Origin of the sequence: Pseudoalteromonas rubra (assembly GCF_005886805.2) — a bacterium.
Taxonomy (GTDB): domain Bacteria; phylum Pseudomonadota; class Gammaproteobacteria; order Enterobacterales; family Alteromonadaceae; genus Pseudoalteromonas; species Pseudoalteromonas rubra_D.
On record NZ_CP045430.1, the window covers coordinates 311,123 to 330,454 of the forward strand.

General features: G+C 47.0%; 18 protein-coding genes and 1 pseudogene. 10 read left to right on the forward strand and 9 right to left on the reverse strand.

The window, feature by feature from the left end:
* The first annotated feature begins 35 nt into the window (after positions 1 to 35).
* The 3 genes from CWC22_RS20655 to CWC22_RS20665 all read left to right on the forward strand — a co-directional run bounded on the left by CWC22_RS20655 (position 36) and on the right by CWC22_RS20665 (position 3,171).
* Positions 36 to 872: a GGDEF domain-containing protein gene (locus CWC22_RS20655; RefSeq protein WP_125557384.1), complete on the forward strand. Its 837-nt coding sequence runs from the start codon at positions 36 to 38 to the stop codon at positions 870 to 872.
* Positions 873 to 1,205: 333 nt separating this feature from the next.
* Positions 1,206 to 2,288 (forward strand): methyl-accepting chemotaxis protein, encoded by a 1,083-nt coding sequence (locus CWC22_RS24605; RefSeq protein ID WP_040645652.1) that lies wholly within the window; start codon positions 1,206 to 1,208, stop codon positions 2,286 to 2,288.
* Positions 2,289 to 2,385: 97 nt separating this feature from the next.
* A complete protein-coding gene (locus CWC22_RS20665; protein ID WP_138538016.1) occupies positions 2,386 to 3,171 on the forward strand; it encodes a class I SAM-dependent methyltransferase in 786 nt (261 codons plus the stop codon).
* On the opposite strand, the gene CWC22_RS20670 is transcribed toward CWC22_RS20665, so the two are convergent.
* Entirely contained in the window at positions 3,168 to 3,908 is a 741-nt protein-coding gene (locus tag CWC22_RS20670; RefSeq protein ID WP_230090687.1) for a metalloregulator ArsR/SmtB family transcription factor, read from the reverse strand. The two genes, CWC22_RS20665 and CWC22_RS20670, sit on opposite strands and share 4 nt — an antisense overlap.
* Before the next feature lie 260 nt (positions 3,909 to 4,168).
* Between CWC22_RS20670 and CWC22_RS20675 the strand changes: the two genes are divergently transcribed.
* Entirely contained in the window at positions 4,169 to 5,017 is an 849-nt protein-coding gene (locus tag CWC22_RS20675) for an EamA family transporter (protein WP_138538017.1), read from the forward strand.
* Between the two features lie 2 nt (positions 5,018 to 5,019).
* On the opposite strand, the gene CWC22_RS20680 is transcribed toward CWC22_RS20675, so the two are convergent.
* Positions 5,020 to 7,494, reverse strand: a complete 2,475-nt coding sequence (locus tag CWC22_RS20680; protein WP_195879883.1) for an alpha/beta hydrolase family protein — start codon at positions 7,492 to 7,494, stop codon at positions 5,020 to 5,022.
* 303 nt (positions 7,495 to 7,797) lie between these two features.
* Between CWC22_RS20680 and CWC22_RS20685 the strand changes: the two genes are divergently transcribed.
* The 4 genes from CWC22_RS20685 to CWC22_RS20700 all read left to right on the forward strand — a co-directional run bounded on the left by CWC22_RS20685 (position 7,798) and on the right by CWC22_RS20700 (position 12,187).
* Complete coding sequence (locus CWC22_RS20685) at positions 7,798 to 8,811, forward strand: LacI family DNA-binding transcriptional regulator (RefSeq protein ID WP_125557392.1); 1,014 nt, start codon at positions 7,798 to 7,800, stop codon at positions 8,809 to 8,811.
* Positions 8,812 to 10,047 (forward strand): glycosyltransferase, encoded by a 1,236-nt coding sequence (locus tag CWC22_RS20690; protein WP_138538019.1) that lies wholly within the window; start codon positions 8,812 to 8,814, stop codon positions 10,045 to 10,047.
* Positions 10,048 to 10,182: 135 nt separating this feature from the next.
* The gene (locus CWC22_RS20695; protein WP_125557397.1) at positions 10,183 to 11,409 is read left to right on the forward strand and encodes a threonine/serine ThrE exporter family protein; all 1,227 of its coding nucleotides are present in this window, start codon (positions 10,183 to 10,185) and stop codon (positions 11,407 to 11,409) included.
* A gap of 145 nt (positions 11,410 to 11,554) precedes the next feature.
* On the forward strand, positions 11,555 to 12,187 hold the full coding sequence (locus tag CWC22_RS20700) for a hypothetical protein (RefSeq protein WP_138538020.1): 633 nt from the start codon (positions 11,555 to 11,557) through the stop codon (positions 12,185 to 12,187).
* Positions 12,188 to 12,286: 99 nt separating this feature from the next.
* Here the strand turns inward: CWC22_RS20700 and CWC22_RS20705 are convergent, their stop codons facing one another.
* Positions 12,287 to 12,763: a methyltransferase family protein gene (locus tag CWC22_RS20705; RefSeq protein ID WP_125557401.1), complete on the reverse strand. Its 477-nt coding sequence runs from the start codon at positions 12,761 to 12,763 to the stop codon at positions 12,287 to 12,289.
* 186 nt (positions 12,764 to 12,949) lie between these two features.
* On the opposite strand from CWC22_RS20705, the gene CWC22_RS20710 reads away from it, so the two are divergent.
* Positions 12,950 to 15,013: a S9 family peptidase gene (locus CWC22_RS20710; protein ID WP_138538021.1), complete on the forward strand. Its 2,064-nt coding sequence runs from the start codon at positions 12,950 to 12,952 to the stop codon at positions 15,011 to 15,013.
* A 127-nt stretch (positions 15,014 to 15,140) separates the two neighbouring features.
* Entirely contained in the window at positions 15,141 to 15,272 is a 132-nt protein-coding gene (locus CWC22_RS24580) for a hypothetical protein (protein ID WP_268253673.1), read from the forward strand.
* Positions 15,273 to 15,410: 138 nt separating this feature from the next.
* Here CWC22_RS24580 and CWC22_RS20720 read toward each other — a convergent pair whose 3' ends face one another.
* The 6 genes and pseudogenes from CWC22_RS20720 to CWC22_RS20745 form a co-directional block, all read right to left on the reverse strand.
* Positions 15,411 to 15,683: a hypothetical protein gene (locus CWC22_RS20720; protein ID WP_138538022.1), complete on the reverse strand. Its 273-nt coding sequence runs from the start codon at positions 15,681 to 15,683 to the stop codon at positions 15,411 to 15,413.
* A complete protein-coding gene (locus tag CWC22_RS24485; protein ID WP_230090688.1) occupies positions 15,677 to 16,153 on the reverse strand; it encodes a hypothetical protein in 477 nt (158 codons plus the stop codon). The genes CWC22_RS20720 and CWC22_RS24485 overlap by 7 nt, the downstream gene beginning before the upstream one ends.
* An 85-nt stretch (positions 16,154 to 16,238) precedes the next feature.
* Positions 16,239 to 17,060, reverse strand: coding sequence for an RHS repeat domain-containing protein (locus tag CWC22_RS20730; protein ID WP_195879884.1), 822 nt, complete (start codon positions 17,058 to 17,060; stop codon positions 16,239 to 16,241).
* Between the two features lie 212 nt (positions 17,061 to 17,272).
* On the reverse strand, positions 17,273 to 18,244 hold the full coding sequence (locus tag CWC22_RS20735) for a transposase (RefSeq protein WP_138539845.1): 972 nt from the start codon (positions 18,242 to 18,244) through the stop codon (positions 17,273 to 17,275).
* An 88-nt stretch (positions 18,245 to 18,332) separates the two neighbouring features.
* A pseudogene (locus tag CWC22_RS20740) lies at positions 18,333 to 18,755 on the reverse strand (transposase); the annotation flags it as partial.
* A 216-nt stretch (positions 18,756 to 18,971) separates the two neighbouring features.
* Positions 18,972 to 19,331, reverse strand: coding sequence for a hypothetical protein (locus CWC22_RS20745; protein WP_138539863.1), 360 nt, complete (start codon positions 19,329 to 19,331; stop codon positions 18,972 to 18,974).
* Between the last annotated feature and the right edge of the window lies 1 nt (position 19,332).

The window sequence follows — 19,332 nt, forward strand, 5'->3', positions numbered from 1 at the left end:
CCTGCTATAACTAAAGGGGATACGGAGGGTTGCGCATGCGTCAAAAATTACTACTGGCCCTGATCTGGCTTGCAACGGCTTGTGTCATCATCTTACTCTACGGCAATCATGCCTCTTTTGGGGCAACGGTAGAAGAGCTGATATGGTTTGCCATTTCATTAACTGTGCTGGTGTTCAGCCTGCCTCACCTGCAACATAAGCTGCTTTTATATGCCTGGGGGATCTACTGTATTGGCCTGTTACTGGATCTCCTTGATGATTTGATGACCATTGAGCTTATCCCCGTCAACACCTTTGACACATCGTTAAAGCATCTGGGCTTTCTGCTGGTGTGCTACGGCATGCATACCATTATTAAGCAAAAACGCGAAACCATCTGTGCACTCAACCACGAAATTGAAGAGCGCCAAAAGCTGGAACAAAAGTTAAAGTTTGATGCAACACACGACGAATTGACCGGGCTGGGAAATCGACGTGCCTGCTTTGAGCAATTTGAGCGTTTGTGTAGCTCCAGTGCTTACCTGTATTACTTCGATCTGGATAACTTTAAGCAAGCCAATGATAAATACGGTCACAATATTGGCGATAAAATACTAAAAAAAGTGTCTGAAGCGATGACCCGAGAATTCACAGCAGATGCCTGCTTTCGGATAGGTGGCGATGAGTTCGTGGCCTTTACCAGTGAGACAGTATTAAAAGAAGATGCCCTGCGGGCGCAGTTGGTAGAGGAGGTCTTTGAATATGGGGTTGGGGTGAGCATAGGCAGAACTGCGGCCGACCCAGCTGAAGACCCGGATGTATTACTCCACAAGGCCGATATCGGTATGTATGAGAACAAAGCTAATAAAAGTATCCGCACCTCCGTCAGATAACACAGATAAATACTTAGTATTTATACCAATTTCACTTAATACCTGGTCTATTTGAAGGAGCAAATAGGACGCTAACAGCGTTAAAAATTTTTCATTTAGAACAACTAAATAGCAAAATTTTTGCCTTGTTATCGACTATATTTTCTCGCCTCAAAATAGAACACTTAATTAAGCAAATTGGTATTACTATGTGTTTTTCGGTGTTTTAGCCACGGTCAAACTCCGCTCTTTTTACTTATTTTTTATGTAGCTCATTGTTTATTTACATAAATCTAGCACTTTAGTGGCTTGACTGTTATGCTGCTGGCAGTTTTGATAGTCGAGGGAACCTCAGTGTTAAAGAATCTTTTTGCCAATACCAGTCAACAATCGGAAATCCAGCAGTTGAAAGCAGAATTGGCCGCACAACGACAGGCATATGAGCAACTGGAGGCAGAAAAACAAGCGATGCAAAATGAGCTTGTTGAAGCACAACAGCAATTAAACGACAACACGGACAATCAGCTTTTACAATGTGCACTTTCCGGGCTTGGCCAGATCCACGAAGTACGTGACGCCGTGCTACGCAGCCTGCATCAGATAGAAGAAGAGAGCAGCTCTATTTCTCAGGTCAGTGCCTCGTTTGAAACCTCTGAGTCGTCACTGGAAAAAATCCTCTCGGGCATGTCCAGCCTGTCGACCAACATGGCCAGCATGACCGACAATATTTCTGGCCTGTCGCATATGGCAGATAACATTAATACTTTTGTCACTACGATTTCAAAGATCTCTGATCAAACTAACCTTCTCGCGCTCAATGCCGCTATCGAAGCAGCCCGTGCCGGTGAAGCTGGCCGAGGTTTTAGTGTGGTTGCTGATGAAGTTCGGGCGCTAGCAAACAATACCAACGAATCAGCGAACGAAGTATCAGATCTGGTAAAGAAAATTATTGATACAACTCAGCTTACTGTCGATGGGGTGAATGTCATCCAAAACTCCAACAACGATTTATCTTCAAGTATTGCCCACCTCAACGATGAGTACGGTAATATTGTCAGTTGCTGCGGCTCTATGAAACAAACCATTGTCTCAGCATCGCTGCAAACTTTTGTACAGACAGCAAAGCTCGATCATGTTGTATGGAAAGGTGAAGTATACGGCGTCATTGCAGGCAATAGTAACAAGCAAATCACAGAGTTTGCCGATCACACAAGCTGTCGTCTGGGTAAGTGGCTCAGTGGTGAAGCAGGCAAAGTGATGAATAAATCGGGGCTACTCAATCGTATTGACGGCCCGCATAGGGAGGTCCATCGTGCCGGTGTCGAAGCTATGACTCTTTTTGTTGCCGGTGAAAAGCAAAAAGCCATCGGCGAACTTAATCGCATGGAACAGGCGAGTCGTGATGTGCTCAGATTATTAGATGAAGTAACACACTAGTTTTATCTCTGGCGACTCAGATCTGAGTCGCCAGGTTTATCCCCCACCCTGCATCTGCTATCATCGCGCCTTTGTTATTTTCCTGGGTAGTATTGTTATGTTAATAGATGCAAATTGGCGCATTTTGACCGTTGGCGATGGTGATCTAAGCTTTTCTTTATCACTGAGCAGGCAGTTAAAACCCGCTAATTTATGTGCCAGTATCTATGACGATGAAACCACCCTAAGAAACAAATACCAGCTTCATGCTTTGGACCATTTGCGCGATTCAAATGTGCCTGTGCTGAGCGAATTTGACGTCAATAATCCAAGCTGCTGGGAAGCCTTACAAGGAAAGCTGTTTGATGCTGTGATTTTCCAGTTTCCTTTAATCCCAGCATTTACCAGCAAACAGGCATTTGATGCTCAACCACTGTCAACAAACACACTGAATCGACGTTTGTTACGTAACTTTATCGATTTCAGCCACCGCTTTGCGCTTGACCCGGCAGGCCCAATGCTCACCCTGATCACCTCGAAAGATGTCAAACCTTATTGTGAATGGAATCTAGAGGACTCGCTATGTAACGGGTTGGACTACCATTATCTGGGCCAGAGTGAATTCAATATAGATGCATTCGAGGGCTATCGGATCCGCAATGTAGACAGAGATAAACATGTTAAAGATACCAGCGGCATCACTTATTACTGGTCGACAAAATCTCACGCAGTTTTGCGCGAGTCGCTTTATCTGCCGCCCTACCTAACACAAAATCATTGTGCTCTGTGCCGTGCAGGACCCTTTTTGAGCGAGCAAGATAAACTCGCGCATTTGGGGTCAAAAAAGCATGCAATGATGCTCAGGCATGAGAATGACTGGCTCACCTACCTCAATGCACGCTAAGCACAACAGCTTTGTTGGCGCGCAGGCCTGTCTCCCATCAAGTCTAGCCTGGCCAGCTCCATCTCAATACTTGCGGGTTCTCCAAGCAAAGTACGCTGTAAAACTTGCTGCATCCAGCCTGGTAACTCTGAATTCAATGCATAGTACACCCACTGACTTTGCTTTCGTATAGTCAGAATACCCGCTTTTCTGAGTTGTGCCAGGTGCCTGGACACCTTAGGCTGACTGGGCTCATCCAGTGCCACCATCAACTCACAGACACACAGCTCCTGCTCCTGCAAAATCAGCAGCAGCGTTTTCAGCCTTAACTCGTCACTCATGGCTTTATAAAAAGCCATTGGGGTAATGGGCTCGATTTGTTGCGGCTCAGCCAACAGATTACGCACTTTACAATTTAACTCATATAAAGCCTTACGATATGGGTTAAAAGACGCATCAACGTCCTCTAAAGCAAGTTGCCAGAACAGTGTTTGCGGTGTTTGTTTTCCTTCCTGTTCAGAGCATGCCCCCTGAGTAAGGTGAAGCATAATATCGCACTCTTCCTCATTAACGTCGTTTTGGCTGAAACTCAGGTTTCTGCTCAGTCCAAACTCGGATAGCGCTTGTTTTGCCCCAAAACTGATCTGTTGCGTGGTCATCGTATTACCCAGCAAGACATCTGGATTATGATGCTTTAACAAAGCACCAACTAACCAAATCAGGTCTGGATTTTCACCTTTCAAATAGATACTTTTCACTGCACGGCTCTCCTATATACGAATATGATTATATAATGAAACTGAGGGACAGTTAATATCCGGACACAAAAATACGAGGCTCTTAAAGTAAAACGAATACACCATTTATAAGAAAAAAATACAATTTGATAATGATTTTTAAATTAAAGTCACCTCGAATTATTCAAAATCGGAAATTACGGAATAATGTATACAAAACTATTGAGCAGTACCATTTTGATAAGTAGACTGGCGGCCTTTATTTATAGCGAGATTTCTCGATGCATGTTTTAAACAAAAGCTCTCTGTATGCCATCGCGTGCTTGTTACTGGCTATGGTTACCATTCAGTCTGGTGCTTCAATTGCCAAACAGCTATTTCCTCATGTCGGGCCAGAGGGCACGACGGCTTATCGCCTGGGATTTTCGGCACTGATATTATGTTTGGTCTTTCGGCCCTGGCGGCATTTGCCCAAAAACTGGCGTCCAGTGATTTTATATGGACTAAGCCTGGGTATTATGAATCTGACATTTTATTATGCGATAGAACGCATCCCGCTTGGCATTGGTGTCGCACTGGAGTTTACCGGACCACTTGCGGTGGCATTATTCTCATCCCGACGTAAACGAGATTACCTCTGGGTAGCACTGGCGCTTGCAGGCATATTGCTGTTACTGCCGCAGATGGGCGAAGTAGATGGCCTGGACCCGATCGGCGTATTGCTTGCACTCACCGCCGGCGCGTGTTGGGCAGGTTATATTCTGTTTGGCAAGAAAAGTGGTGGTCACGGGAGTGGCGGTGCGACAGTCGCAATCGGTATGAGTGTTGCGGCATTTGCCGTTGTACCCGTTGGGGTCGTATCACAGGGAATGGCATTGCTTGATTGGTCTTTGATCCCTCTTGGTATTGCGATTGGATTATTATCAAGTGCCTTGCCCTACAGCCTTGAAATGGTTGCGTTAAAGAAAATGCCAGCCCAGGGCTTTAGTATTATGATGAGTATGGAGCCGGCCATCGCAGCGCTGGCTGGCTTAGTGATCTTAGGAGAACTACTAAGTACCTGGCAGTGGCTGGCGATCTTTATGGTGATCGCCGCTTCATTAGGTAGCTCGTTGTCCGCCAAACAATAGAATTACATCGGCCAGGGCGTGACAGACTCGGGCGCCAGCTCAAATCGCAACGCCTCTGGCACCTGGTTGATTTCTTCAATCAACGGCAATGGATCAAAATGGCGTTGCAGCCAACTTTGCTGCTCCCACAACATGTGTAACACATCCTGTCGGTTTGTGTAGTCATGATCTGTCTCTGGCAACAACACCAGGCGCGCGCGTTTACCCAAGTCATTCAATGCGCTGAATAAGCGCTCGCTTTGCACTGCAAAGCGCCCAGGCTGGCGGTCCTGGTAGCCATGGACTATAAGCAACGACGCTTTAATTTTGTCCGCATATGTCATAGGTGATGCTGTCAGATAAGCTTGAGGATCTCGCCAAAAGGTGCCAATTTGTTGCTCATAGGCAAAAGGGGCCAGCGTAAAGTTGTAAGTACCACTGCGCGCTAAACCGGTAACAAATAAATCTGTATGGGCCAGCAAATCAACGACCACAGTTGCACCGGCCCCCTGCCCGCCAATTGCTACCTTACTAACATCTGCAATGCCCTGTTGTGCTAATACCGCAACTGCGGCTTGAGCCGTAGACTGCCACTGCTTCCGTAACTGAGCCGCATTGCCCTGCTCGTCAGGTAAAGTGAACCCGTCTATTTCAAATACCGCATAACCTTGCGAAAGGTGGGGCAAAGGGCCAAGAGGATCCAGAGGCACAAAGTAATGAGGGGAGCTAAATGTTTGTTTTGTCTTTTCTGGCGATTTTACCCACATCAAGACAGGTACCCGACCCGCACTGGGATCATAGTTTGCGCTCAAATAGAGCGTACCTGTTATTTGTGTGCCATCCCCACGATCAAAGCTCAGCACCTCACGGGACAAACCGCGTAACGCAGGGTACGGATGTCTGAAATGTGTGATCTGCTCCTGAGAATTAAATGTCCGATCATGCACAAAGTAATTTGGCTGGTCTTGCTTAGACTGCCTCAACGTGATGAAGCGCATGCCTTCATCATCCAGTAACGCCACAAACTGCTCAAAATAAGGCGCCTCAGATTGCCAGATCCGAGTGCGCGTATTGGCTCTGGCATCAAACCGGTCAAGAAAGGGTAACTCCTCGCCCTGCACCTTTTCTGTTCCCTGAATAAACAAATATCTGCTGCCCACAACTTTCAGAACCGGGGCACCCAAATCGTTGCGGGTCATCAGCCACTGCTCAGACTGCGCATCAGCGACTTTATATCTCGCGACCTCCAGGGGATTGCGTTGCGGTGCCAATGGATTGATCACAGAAGTCCGCCAGAAACGCTCGCTTTCTGCCTGAGTGAGTAAGGCAATATTAGAATCGCCCCAGTTCAGAGACACCAGAGGCTCCTGAAGCGCCATAAACAATCGAGGGGCGCGCTTAAATGGCGACGAGATATGGTACAGGCCATACGCGTTCTCAGCATCACCTTCTTGCGCCCAGACAACAGTTGCTCCCTTGTCTGCACGCCACTGGAAATGGCTACGCATTTGAACAGCCGGAGGTGTTGAAATAGCCGCCAGCACATTTTGTTCTTCACTTAAAGATTCGGGTGGCATTACTGGTCGATACAGTTCATATAACGCGAATCCAGTCATCCCCCAAACCTGCCAGACACTCGGGTGATTCGCCAGCGTGCGCTGTAGCGGCTGTGATTGCTGTGGCGCTTCGAGTAAGGACATGGCCACCAGCAGATTAGTCGCATCCGGTGAGGGTGTAAAATGGTGGAAATAAGCGGGGCCGCCAATGGCGACGGGCCGACCTTGCAACGGCACCTTAATTAGCTGTCCCTGTGCATAATGCGCAAAAGCTTCTGTAGAGAGGCTTTTTGTAGTGTCAGTCACAACACTAAGTGCACCATGTGATTGCGCAACAACCGGTCCGCTCAGCCGAGATTGAAGAGCTGCTTGTTGCCGTTCTCCGGTGTGGTTAACGGCACTATTGACCACCAATCCAGAGCTGTCAGGCAGCCAATGATAAGGGACTTCCGTGGTTACGCCATTGAGTGGAAAACGAGACACAGCGCGTAGTTCTCGCTGCTTGATGTCATAGACCCATAAACGGCCATCCTGCTCGGTGCGCAAGATAAAGGCCAGATAGCGACCATCTGCACTCCAGCGTGGGGCAAATACTTCACCAGGTGGCAAGTTTTCTACTTTTACTTCGGCACCCGTCGCAACATGTTTAAAGCTCAGGCCTGAATAGGTCACCACGCCCAGCCGCATAAAGGTAGTGGGATCGAAGTGTAAATCGCCGTAACGCAGACCTGCTTCATCTGGCCGTTGCACTCTTGTTTGCTTGGTTAATAGCGCCATCCAGACATGTTGTTCATTGAGCAGCACCTCTGGCATTGGCGGCACACCTACCAGTTGCGCAATTTCTTCTCTTGGCACCTGGTAACCTTCCGAAGCTGCCAGCGCAGTATTAACCCACAAACAACAAGCTAAAAAAAACAGCAAAGCCGGGCTCTTTTTCACCACTTTTCTACCCTTGAATTCTTATCTCAACCTCTCATGATATAACGAAATTACCTAAATGTGCACTAGTTTAATAGCAATCCACGCAATTCACAGGTCAACCCTGAGCACAAAAATTTTCGTCGCTAAAACAACAAAATATCTGATACTTAGTTGTTCTGAATGAGAATTTTATAATACCGTTAGCGACCAATTAAAGCCTTCAGATTGGTTATGCACTAATGTTAGTGGTATAACGTGCATCTAGGCGCGAAGTTACGGTAAACTAAGCGTTCGTCAACCGTTTGAGCAGCTATTCAGGCCATTATGAACAACAATAAAAAGCCAGACAAAGTAACCATCTTCGATGTTGCCAGAGAAGCGCAAGTATCTAAATCGACCGTTTCCCTGGTCCTTACCCATTCCGACAAAGTCAGCGACAAGAGCCGGGAAAAGGTACTCGCTGCCATAGAAAAATTAGGCTACGTCTATAACCGTGATGCCGCAGCACTGCGTAGTAAGCGCTCCAACCTGGTCGCATTGGTGATCAACGACCTGACTAACCCTTATTCCGCACAGCTGGCGGTGGGTCTTGAAAAGCACATTTATGCACTGGGTATGGTGCCTATGCTGGTGAATACCAGTGAAGATTTGACGCGTCAGCAACAGGTCGTCAATACGCTCAAAGAATACAATGTCAGCGCGTTTGTCATGGTGCCGGCACCGGGCACAACTATGGAGTGGGTCAATAAACTCGTCGATTCTGGTTTCCCTGTTATCAATATTATGCGGGAGATCCCTTACAGTAACGCCCCCTGTATTCTGCCCGATAATCAAAAAGGCACACACCTGGCCACCATGCATTTACTCGAACAGGGGATTCAGCGCCTGGCCTTTGTCGGCGGTACACCCGAGATTTCGGATTACCATGAACGCTTAGCTGGCTTTCGCAGCGCACTCACACTACGCAAAGTCCCCGAACCCATGCCTGAAATTACCGCTCAGACCAACCGCCAGGGAGGTCGCGAAGCGTTTAATACTCTGTATTCGCAATCCCCGGATACTCAGGCCATCGTCTGTTTTAGTGACGTCATTGCTTATGGTGTAATGGAAGCAATGCGAGAGCACGGGCTCACGCCAGGCAAAGATATCAAAGTAGTTGGTTTTGATGATTTGGCCGATTCCAGATTAATGAAACCCGCTTTGTCATCCGTGCGAATTGATGCAGATGACATCGGTAAACGCACCTGCCAGGCACTGGCAGAAATTATGAATAAATCGCAACCTGCGGTACGGACCCTGGTGGATGTATCGCTGCAACTCAGAGAATCTTCCATTTAAATGACACAAGTTTTAGTAATAGGTTATGTCTGGCCGGAGCCGAACTCGTCGGCCGCCGGCAGTCATATGATGTCCTTACTGCGCTTTTTCCGCGCGCAAAACTGGCAAGTTGAATTTGCCAGCCCGGCCCAGCAAACAGAGCATATGGCGGATTTAAGTCAGGAACAGATCACCTGTACCCCCATCGCTCTCAATTGCAGTAGTTTTGACGACTATATCGCGCAACTTAAGCCTGATATCGTGATGTTTGACCGTTTTATGATGGAAGAACAGTTTGGCTGGCGGGTCGATAAATTTGCACCCGATGCGCTTAAAATCCTCGACACCGAGGACCTGCAATGTCTTCGCAACGCACGCCATGCGGCACATCGCACTCAGCAAGATTTCACCCTGAATAGCCTGCTCGACAGCGAGCTGGCTAAACGGGAGATCGCCGCAATTTTGCGTTGCGATTTATCGCTGATCATTTCTGATTTTGAACACCAGTTGCTCACTACTCAGTTTGGCGTATCCGCCGACCTATTACATCACTTACCATTTATGGTTGACCTGAGTGCACTTGATAACACAGTGCCAGACTTTCAAACCCGCAAGCACTTTATGACCATAGGTAATTTTCGCCACGCCCCAAACTGGGATGCGGTACTTTACCTGCAGCAAATTTGGCCGATGATCCGCAAACAACTGCCAGATGCAGAGCTACACATTTATGGCTCCTACCCGCCACCCAAGGCAACTGCATTACACAATCCTAAAACCGGCTTTTTGATCAAAGGGTGGGCAAAAGATGCACTGAGTGTAATGGCACAAAGTAAAGTATGCCTTGCTCCACTGCGCTTTGGGGCCGGAATCAAAGGTAAATTGCTCGAAGCAATGATCACACAAACACCTTGCGTGACCACAGAGATTGGCGCAGAGGGCATGCATGGCGACCTACCCTGGCACGGTGCCATAAGCAACTGCCCACAAACCTTTGCTGCCGAGGCGGTGGCCTTATACCAGGATGAAGCACGCTATCAGCAGGCGCAACAAAACGGGCTGGCCCTGCTACAGGCGCGTTATGATAAGCGACCTTTAGAGTCTCAATTAAAACAAAAGATTAGCAATCTACTGACCAATTTGGGCCCACACAGGCGGGCAAACTTCACCGGCAGTATGCTGCGGCACCACACACTTCGTAGTACCCAATATATGTCCCAATGGATTGAAGCAAAAAATGCAAATAAAATGCGTTGAATTTACGTGAGAAGTGGTTAGAATTCGCGGCAACTTAGGTTATTGCCTAAACTGGGTAGGGAAGCGAAACAAGCTGTTAGCTTCCTTACTCACTAAGTCGCTGTCGATTTTTACTTATAATTAGGTTACACGCCGTTGAACTCAGCCACCTTTACACAAAAGCGTAAGTTTATTGTTAAATTAGGCAAAATGCTTCATCAATACGGAACCCCGGCTTATCGCCTGGAAGCCCACCTGATGGAAGTTGCCACCCACCTGGGGCTTAAGTCGTCCTTTGTTATGTCTCCAACGTCCGTCACTTTTGTGATCTGGACTGAAGGACATGAGGATGAGTACACCCATGTCGCCCGCGTAGAGCCCGGTGACCACAACCTTGGTTCGCTGGCCGACACAGATGATGTCGTAAACCGAATGCTGGCAGGCGAACTCAGTGTCGAGCAAGCCGATCAGAATCTGGATGCCATAACTCAGGCAAAAGATCCCTATGGACGGCTACTTACGGGGATCGCGTTTGCAGTGTCAGGAGGTGCCTTTGCAATGCTAATGGGCACCAGCTGGAATGATGTGCTTTGGTCTGCGGTGTTGTCGATTCTGGTTTTTATCTTCGTCCTCTGGTCAACTCGCTCAAAACGCGTTACGCACATGCTAGAGCCCGTGGTGGCAATCGCTTCTGCGCTGGCTGCCTGTGCGATTTCGTCGTATCTGGATCCTATGGTTAATATCCGACTGGTCGTACTTTCGGCGATAATCGTATTTATACCTGGTCTGGCACTGGCACTTGGCTTTGCAGAACTGTCCGCACGCCACTTAGTATCGGGGACAGCTCGGGTCATGGACGCCATTATGTTGCTGTTTAAACTGTACTTTGGTGCGTTTTTAGGCATCAGTATTGGCTTCTTCCTATTTGGACAAAGCGATTATGTGCAGCCCGATCCGCTCCCGAAATGGACAGCCTGGATGGCAATATTGCTATTGTGTAGCAGCCTGATTGTGATTTTTCGCACTAAGCTGAAACACGCCAGCTGGTCAATTGCGTCAGGTTTTATTGCCTATGCAGCCAGCATAGGCTCCGCCATCTACCTCGACTATTCACTGGGGACTTTTGTCGGCGCATTTGCCGTAGGCGTGTTCAGTAATGTGTTTAATCGCACCGTCAACGCGCCCGCCTCGATTGTCGCGATGCAGGGACTGATAGTGTTGGTACCCGGATCAAAAACCTATATTGGTTTAAACTCGCTAATTGAAGGACAGAGCTTTGTCGCAGCCGACCACATCGGCCAGCAGACCTTTTTGATCTTCATGTCTTTGATTGCCGGCCTTATCTTTGCCAACGTGGCACTGCCACCGAAGAAAAGCCTGTAAATCGTGTTTGGCAACACCTAAGCAGACGGGGTGTTGCCAAATGGTTTCTTTGCCTGTGGATGCGGCCGCCCACTCAATCTCCCCTTTGCTTCAAACGTATTTTGGGTGACAATCAAAGTCACACTCTGGTGCAAAGGAGCTCACCATGAACGACAACACAGAACAAAAACTGGCAGCCTATCGGCTGGTGCTCGATTACATCAAAGTCTTTTTGTGGCCTGCTATCTTGATCCTCGCCTTTGCTGTCTATGGCGATAAGTTATTCAAAATAATAGAGCAACGAGAGATAGATGCGTTTGGATTAAAGCTGGGTAAACAAATTGAAGATATCAGCAGCAACTACGAGGCACAGATAGCACAGCTCAAAAAAGACATTCAGGCCAGCCAGGAGCCAGCAACATTACTCAAAAAAGTAGATGGCATTCAGGTTAACCTAGCCAAGCAACTGTCTAACGTAAAACAGAGCGTATTACTGACAAAGACGCAGTCTGTACCGAACAGAAAAGCACAGGTCGACCAATATGAACGGGCTGGATTTAACGCTATCCTGGCACGAGATATTTCCGAGGCACTCTCTCAATTTAGCGCAGCGCAGGCCATTTGGCCCGATTATCATAATGTGTCAGAAGTAAAGCGCTTACTCAGCAAACAGAAAAATCAATTACATGATAGCCAAAGCACCGCCTGGCAAGCTGTGTTTGATACGATCTTGATGCAGTACTCTTGGGGAATGCCGGATGATATCAGAGCGCAATTCAGGCAAGTCGCAACAAAATAGTCATTCCAACTTGCTTAATTAAGGGCTCTATTTTGAGGCCAGAAAGCGCCATGCTTGCTCCTTCCAATTGAACAGGTATTAAGCGAAGTTGGTATCACGCTAGAGCCAGCGCCGGGTTGTGGCCAGAAAGTCTCTGTATGCTTGTCCATAACTATTAAGTAAGAAGCGCTCTTCTGGTTTGATTTGAAAACGAGTTATATAACCAATGAAACTCAGTGCTGCAAGCGTCCCCACTGGCGCAGCGAGATACCAGTTAAATGCCAATAGTAAGCACAGGAAGCCCACATACATGGGGTTTCTGGTAATGCGATATATGCCGCTGGTCACCAGGGTAGAGGCTTTACTTATATGTACCGGATCAACGCTGGTTTTGTGGCGGCGAAATGCAATCACGCCAGCCAGTGCGACTCCCACGCCAACAAAACTCAGTAGAAAAGCACCACACAGCCTTATCGTCTCACTCAACTCCACAACACCGAATAGCTGTACCAGCCCCCAACTAAGGATCAAATGCAACAAGAGTACGACTAAAGGCGGGATCCGGGTATCTAACGGGTGAATCCTGATATCTGACATACTGGTCTTGTACTCCCCTTATCAGCAAAATGTGTCACTTGATTGATATACCGCAATTATTTATCCCATAAAGCAGACAGTTAATCGCAAACACTGGTTTTCAGTCGGCGCTAAAGTAAAATATTACTCACTAGCACTACACTTCGCGGTCTAGTTTATAAGAAAGCGTAATCCCAGAGAACATTTATGAAACTAATTAAAACCTCGCTCGCGCTTGCCATTGGTCTTGCCAGTGCCAGCACCTTTGCCTCATCGGCAAATGACACTATCACAGTTGAAGATATTCCTACAATTCAACGCGTTATCCAAACAGCCGTTAGCCCTGATGGAGAGTCTGTTGCATTTCGTCGCTCAGTCCCTCGTGAACTGTATGTAGACAGCAACGGTAAAAACTACAGCGAGCTGTATGTTGTTGATGACGAAGGTAATGAAGTACCTTTCATCACAGGTAAAATCAACGTAGGTAAAATTGAATGGTCAGCAGATGGCAAATTCATTTACTTTACGGCCAAGAAAAAGGCAGACAAATTTACCTCTCTGTACCGCATTGCGGTAGATGGTGGTGAAGCACAAAAAGTGCTGTCTCTGAAAGGCACCTCTATCAGCAAGTATCGCCTGAGCCCCAACGGTAAGCAGGTCGCTATTCTGGCTATGCCTGCCAAAGATGCAAGCGAAAAAGAGCTTAAAAAGCTTGGTTTTATGGCTGAAGTGTATGAGCTTGGCCTGAAAAACAAGCAGCTACATTTGGTCGACCTGGCACAGACAAACAAACCTCTGACTCCTGCCGTGGTCCCTGTTGAAGGTTACGTGAGTGACATCAACTGGTCTGATGATGCCAGTAAATTATTGGTGAAAACACAGCCGACTGCATTGATCGACGACCAATACATGAAGTCTCAGTGGCACGTAATGGACGTAGCGACGCAGAAGATCACCACTTCGTTCAAAACCGAAGGTAAACTGGGTGAAGCTGAATTCTCACATGACGGTAAGTACATTGCCATTTTAGGCGCGGAAGACAAGCACGATCCAGCCAAAGGCCGCCTGTTCCTGGCCAATGCGAAAACCGGCAAAGTAGAAGAATGGATCCCGAACTTTATGGGCCATTTCAAAGATTTTGAATGGTCAAACCGCAAAAATGTTCTGAACTTTATTGCCGATGTCGGCGCAGAAACCTTCATTGCGCAAGTGAAAGTTGGATCAAGCAAGTACAAAAAGCTGGTTAAAGAAGGCAAGTTTATCGCTCAAAGCCTGTCAGTATCAGACTCAGACAAAACCATCGGCGTACGTGCAGAAAGCCCGAAACACCCAAGTGAAGTGTTTATGGTTCGCTCTAAAAAGCCAACCCGTTTAACCAACTCAAACCCCTGGTTAGACAAAAAGCGTCTGGCAAAGCAAGAAGCAATTAACTTTAAAGCCCGCGACGGTGTGGAAATTGGCGGTGTACTTATCTACCCACTGGATTACCAGGAAGGCAAACGTTACCCTCTAATCATGGCGGTGCACGGTGGTCCGGAAAGCCATGACAGAAACGGCTGGCTGACCAGCTATTCAGATCCGGGTCAAATGGGTGCAGCACGCGGCTACGCGGTCTTCTACCCTAACTACCGCGGCTCAACAGGTAAAGGCGTTGACTACTCTAAACTGGGTCAGGGCGACTATGCTGGTAAAGAGTTTGACGATCTGGTCGACATGAAAGATCACCTTGTTGAGATGGGCTTGGTCGACAGCAAGCGTGTTGGCATCACAGGTGGTTCTTACGGTGGTTACGCTTCAGCCTGGGGCGCAACTAAACTCACCGAGCACTTTGCCGCCAGTGTGATGTTTGTGGGTGTAACCAACCAGCTGTCTAAGTTTGGTACGACCGACATCTCAAACGAAATGTTCCTGGTACATGCCCGCTCATACCCGTGGCAGAAATGGCAGTGGTACCTGGAGCGCAGTCCGATTTACTGGGCTGGCCAGTCGAAAACACCACTGTTGATCATGCATGGTAAAGACGACCCGCGCGTTCACCCGGCTCAGTCTATGGAGCTATACCGTTACATGAAGGTACAAGACAAAGACGTACGTCTGGTTTACTACCCGGGCGAAGGCCATGGTAACCGCAAAGTCGCCGCTCAGTATGACTACAGCCTGCGCTTAATGCGCTGGATGGACAACTACCTGATCCACGGCAACAAAGACATGCCGACGTATGAGATTGACCACGCCGCTAAATTAAAAGCAGTGAAAGAGCAAAACAAGTAACCGTCCGTTTTTGCAATTTAAAAAGACAAAAGGCTTGCCAGATTGGCAAGCCTTTTTTGTTTATGGTGATAGTGTTCAATTTTCTGTGTCATTTCGATAAGTTAAGATACAAAAAGAGAAATGGCCCATGACTACACAAAAATTTGATTTAGATTCTGTATTGAAAGCGCTCCAGGACGGCAAAAACCTCACTGGTAAAGATGGCGCGCTCACCCCGTTGATAAAACAGCTCACTGAAGCCGTGAGCTGTGAGCTGTGAGCTCAGTAGGCTGACACAGAATTATGAACACCCTCTTTTTTTGCCTAAAAAACAGGCAGGTTATTAGCCTTTCTAACAAACATCCGTTTTATTAATGATTTGTGGGCAAAAAAAGCCCCGTTTGGGGCTTTGGCTTAGTTAACTATTCCACTTTCTATTAAACTCTTCTTCTATTTCTTCGATAGTATGTATATATTCACCGGGTTCCTCCATAGTATCTATTCCGAATAGATATTGCACTCCTTCCCAAAGCTTAGACTCATCCGAAGAAGGTATAAACTCCAATGAGTCATTATCAAATGCCTGCATCATTTTGTACGCCCATCTATCAGCATCTTCTCTTGAGAGCTCACCAGCTATTAAGTTGTTAAAGATTTGTTTTAACTCAGTATTAGATAATTGAACTACCATTTTTTTGTAAAATTCCCATTCTTATCAAACATGAAGTGAGTTTTTGTACCATTGTTAAGTTCTGGTCTCACTTGTCTTACAGTACCGTTATGGTCGACAGTTTCATGCCATGTTCTCTTAGCCCCAGTTGCAGGATCCCATTCCCTAACGGTTCTGCGCCCTGCCATTTCTCCAGCCTTTTTGGCGGGAATAGTATCTCCGTAATACCGAATCTTTCCATTTTGCAGTTCCTTAATTCCCGCCTTGCCATATTTTTCGGCTTGCTTAAGGTGATCTTTTAAGTTTGCAGCCTGTTTTGCACTCTGGGCTCCAGTGTTTGTAACCTTCTTCTTAGCCTTCCACATCTTATAAGCTTTGGCAGCTGCTGCACCACCAAATGCCAGGCCACCGACCGCAGCGACCACCACAGCTTTGTAGTCAACACAGGCAAATGGTTCGCCTTCTACATATAGCTGGAATAACAACTCCATACCGCCGTCTTTGGCCGCACCATACAGGTTTGCCAGAATGTGCCCGGTCGGGTCAATAAAGTTGACAGGATCTGCTGAAACATAATTATAAAGGTTGGTGTCGCCCCCGCAAAGCCGATTGGATCTTTTGCAGTCCAACGAGCAGCATACGGATCGTAATCTCGTGCACCAACCTGACCAGCCCGGTGTCGCTGTCATACAAGCCACCCGCAAACCCAAAAGGCTGAAAACCCGGGTTGGAGTCGTATGTCACCTCGCCATATACATCGTAGTCAAGCCGCTGGGCAATCTCGCCACTCACAGCGTCCACCAGCATCGTGGGTGAACCTAGTTGATCGGTAATATAGCGATACTCTCTGCCACCTTTTAGCATGTAGTCAGGAACATGTCCTTTGCTGGCGTAGCCAAACAAAGCAACCACATCACCATTGGCGTTTAATTGTGCCACCGGGTTTAACTGGTCACTATACAAGTAACCTGCAACGTGCTGCCCATCTACATATTTAGCCACACGCCGATTTTGCGGGTCAACATCATAGTCAATTTGTTTGCTAACCTGACCATCTTGCTTAATTTCAACCTGAAGTAGATTGCCAAAAATATCGTAGTCGTAGTTATGCTCTGTTGAACCACACGTTTTTTGTCTCAGAGCACCGTTAACATCATACTGATACCGGCACTGAGCAAAACTGGTTAGCCTGTCCTGTTCGTCAAATGTTGCGATCTTAGTTGTGGTTTGCTCGCCTTGTGTGAAATCAATGCCAATCCGGTTACCATTTGCACCATAGCGGTATACCTGTGTGGTGTCTCCTTTTATAGCAGTACTCAGGCGACCTAACCCATCGTACAAATAGGTTTCTACTTGGCTTTCACCGGCTAAATGAAACAAGAAGGCGACACCCTCCACAAAATTTCCTTTATCAGAAATAACAAGTTGGATATCGCCGCGAGTCGTACGCTTGATGCACAAATATCTTAGGAACTATATTCCTGTTCTGGGGAAAGCTGTCAACTTTGACGGTGTTTAACTGTGACTTGGGAGGGTCCAGGCAAAACGAGGCCGTCACCTTGCCTCAGGTTGGTTGAATAGCTACGGTAAATTGAAAACATTGAGCGTGATTAACTCAATAATTGTTCGCACTGAGTCAGGTTCGCGCGACGCTTTTTATGCAGATGCTCACAGTATTCTGTCAACACTTCCTCTCGCCCTACCGCACCATGAAATACCCGGGTGAATTGGGTTGTGAGCTTTAGCCAGTTGTCCGGGTCTATTTGTAACCGGGTCAACAAGCCCTGGCAGTCTGTGATGCAGCCACGCTTATCTGCACGCATACATCTGCCCGTTAATTCAACCAGTTGAATGTAATAGGTCAGCTCAAACGGCAAACCACTTGGCATGCGCTCTCGTGGGTTGCCAGCAAACCGTCTTAAGCTTGAAGGTTGTATCCCCTGTTTTGCATGCTCAATGCGTTTTTTAATACTGGTATAGTCCGATGTTTCTGGTGTCTCTGCCATTTTGGCTCTGATTGGATTCAGATCAACATACACCATGCACGCAGCAACTGCCGCTTCGTCTAACAAGGCCTGAGATTTAAACCGCCCTTCCCAGAAACGGCCAGTGCAACCATCTTCTTTGTTGGCTCTGCGTGCAATATCTTCATTCAACACCCGCATAAACCAACTGATGCTCGCAAGGCGTATTCTGAACTCTCTGATGTCTCCATCAAGCATATTGCGCTCTGACTCGCTCAGCTCGTCACCATTGATGAACTTGTGCGTCAACCAGTTGCCTTTAAACTGCTTGTGCCAGCGAATAACGATGGCCTTATCCGACAACCTTTGTGCTTTTTTATCATCTACATACAGCACAATATGCGTATGATTGCTCATCACCGCATAGCCACACACTTCAATGCAAAATACCTTTGCCAGCGTCAACAGTTTTTCTTCAACCCAGTCCCTTCGATGTTCATAAGACTTTCCTGTAAACCTATCTTCACCGCACAAAAACGCCCGACGAACACATCGAGAAATACAGTGATAATATTTGGTATCTGTTAAACTGACTTGCTTCTTCCTTGCTGTTGGCATTGTCCATTTCCCTCAATCCATTGAGTATGACCCAAAGGTAGACGAGATACCCTCCGTACGCCAGTTTGGAGTGGGTGTCTCAGAACCCCCGCATAAACCAACTGATACTCGCAAGGCGTATTCTGAATTCACTGATGTCGGCATCAAGCATACTGTGTTCAGACTCGCTCAGCTCATCACCCTTGATGAATTTGTGCGTCAACCAGTTGCCCTTAAACAACTTATGCCAGCGAAGAACGATTGCTTTATCTGTTAACCTCTGCGCTTTCTTATCATCTACATACAGCACGATATGCGTGTGATTGCTCATCACCGCGTAGCCACACACATCAATGCAAAACACCTTGGCAAGGGTCAGCAATTTTTCTTCAACCCTGTCCCTTCGATGTTCATAAGACTTACCTGTAAACCTATCTGCACCGCACAAAAATGCTCGACGAACACATCGAGAAATACAGTGATAATATTTGGTATCTGTTAAACTGACTTGCTTCTTCCTTGCTGTTGGCATTGTCCATTTCCCTCAATCCATTGAGTATGACCCAAAGGTAGACGAGATACCCTCCGTACGCCAGTTTGGAGTGGGTGTCTCTGATCCCCTGATCCTGATCCCCTGATCGCTGATCCCTTACCCAACCTAATGCAGCCCAGCAGTAGAATTATGCAGCTGTAAATCCGCAACTACATTCACTTCAAAATACGGGCTTTAATAATGGTATTCTAAGTTCTACTCTTGGAAGATGATCTCCTTTTCAGTATCAAATAAACTTATAGCTTCTGGCTCTCCATCAAAGTAACTTTCCCAGAAGCCTGGCTCAGACCAAAGCTTCGGAGAAAGTTCTACATGTGACCCGGCAACAAAATTAATTACCCATCTTGCAGGGATTATATCACTCACAATTTCAAACTGATTTGCGTTATGGAAAGCGGGCGTTCCATTATCACTCATTAATTGAAATTTAACTGCCGCTCCATCTTCCATATTAACAGATAAAACATGATAAACGCTTTCCAACGATAACCATGAGCTTGTTTCTAGGGGATCTCCCGTACTTTCATCTAAAAGCTTTATACACCGAACTTTCATA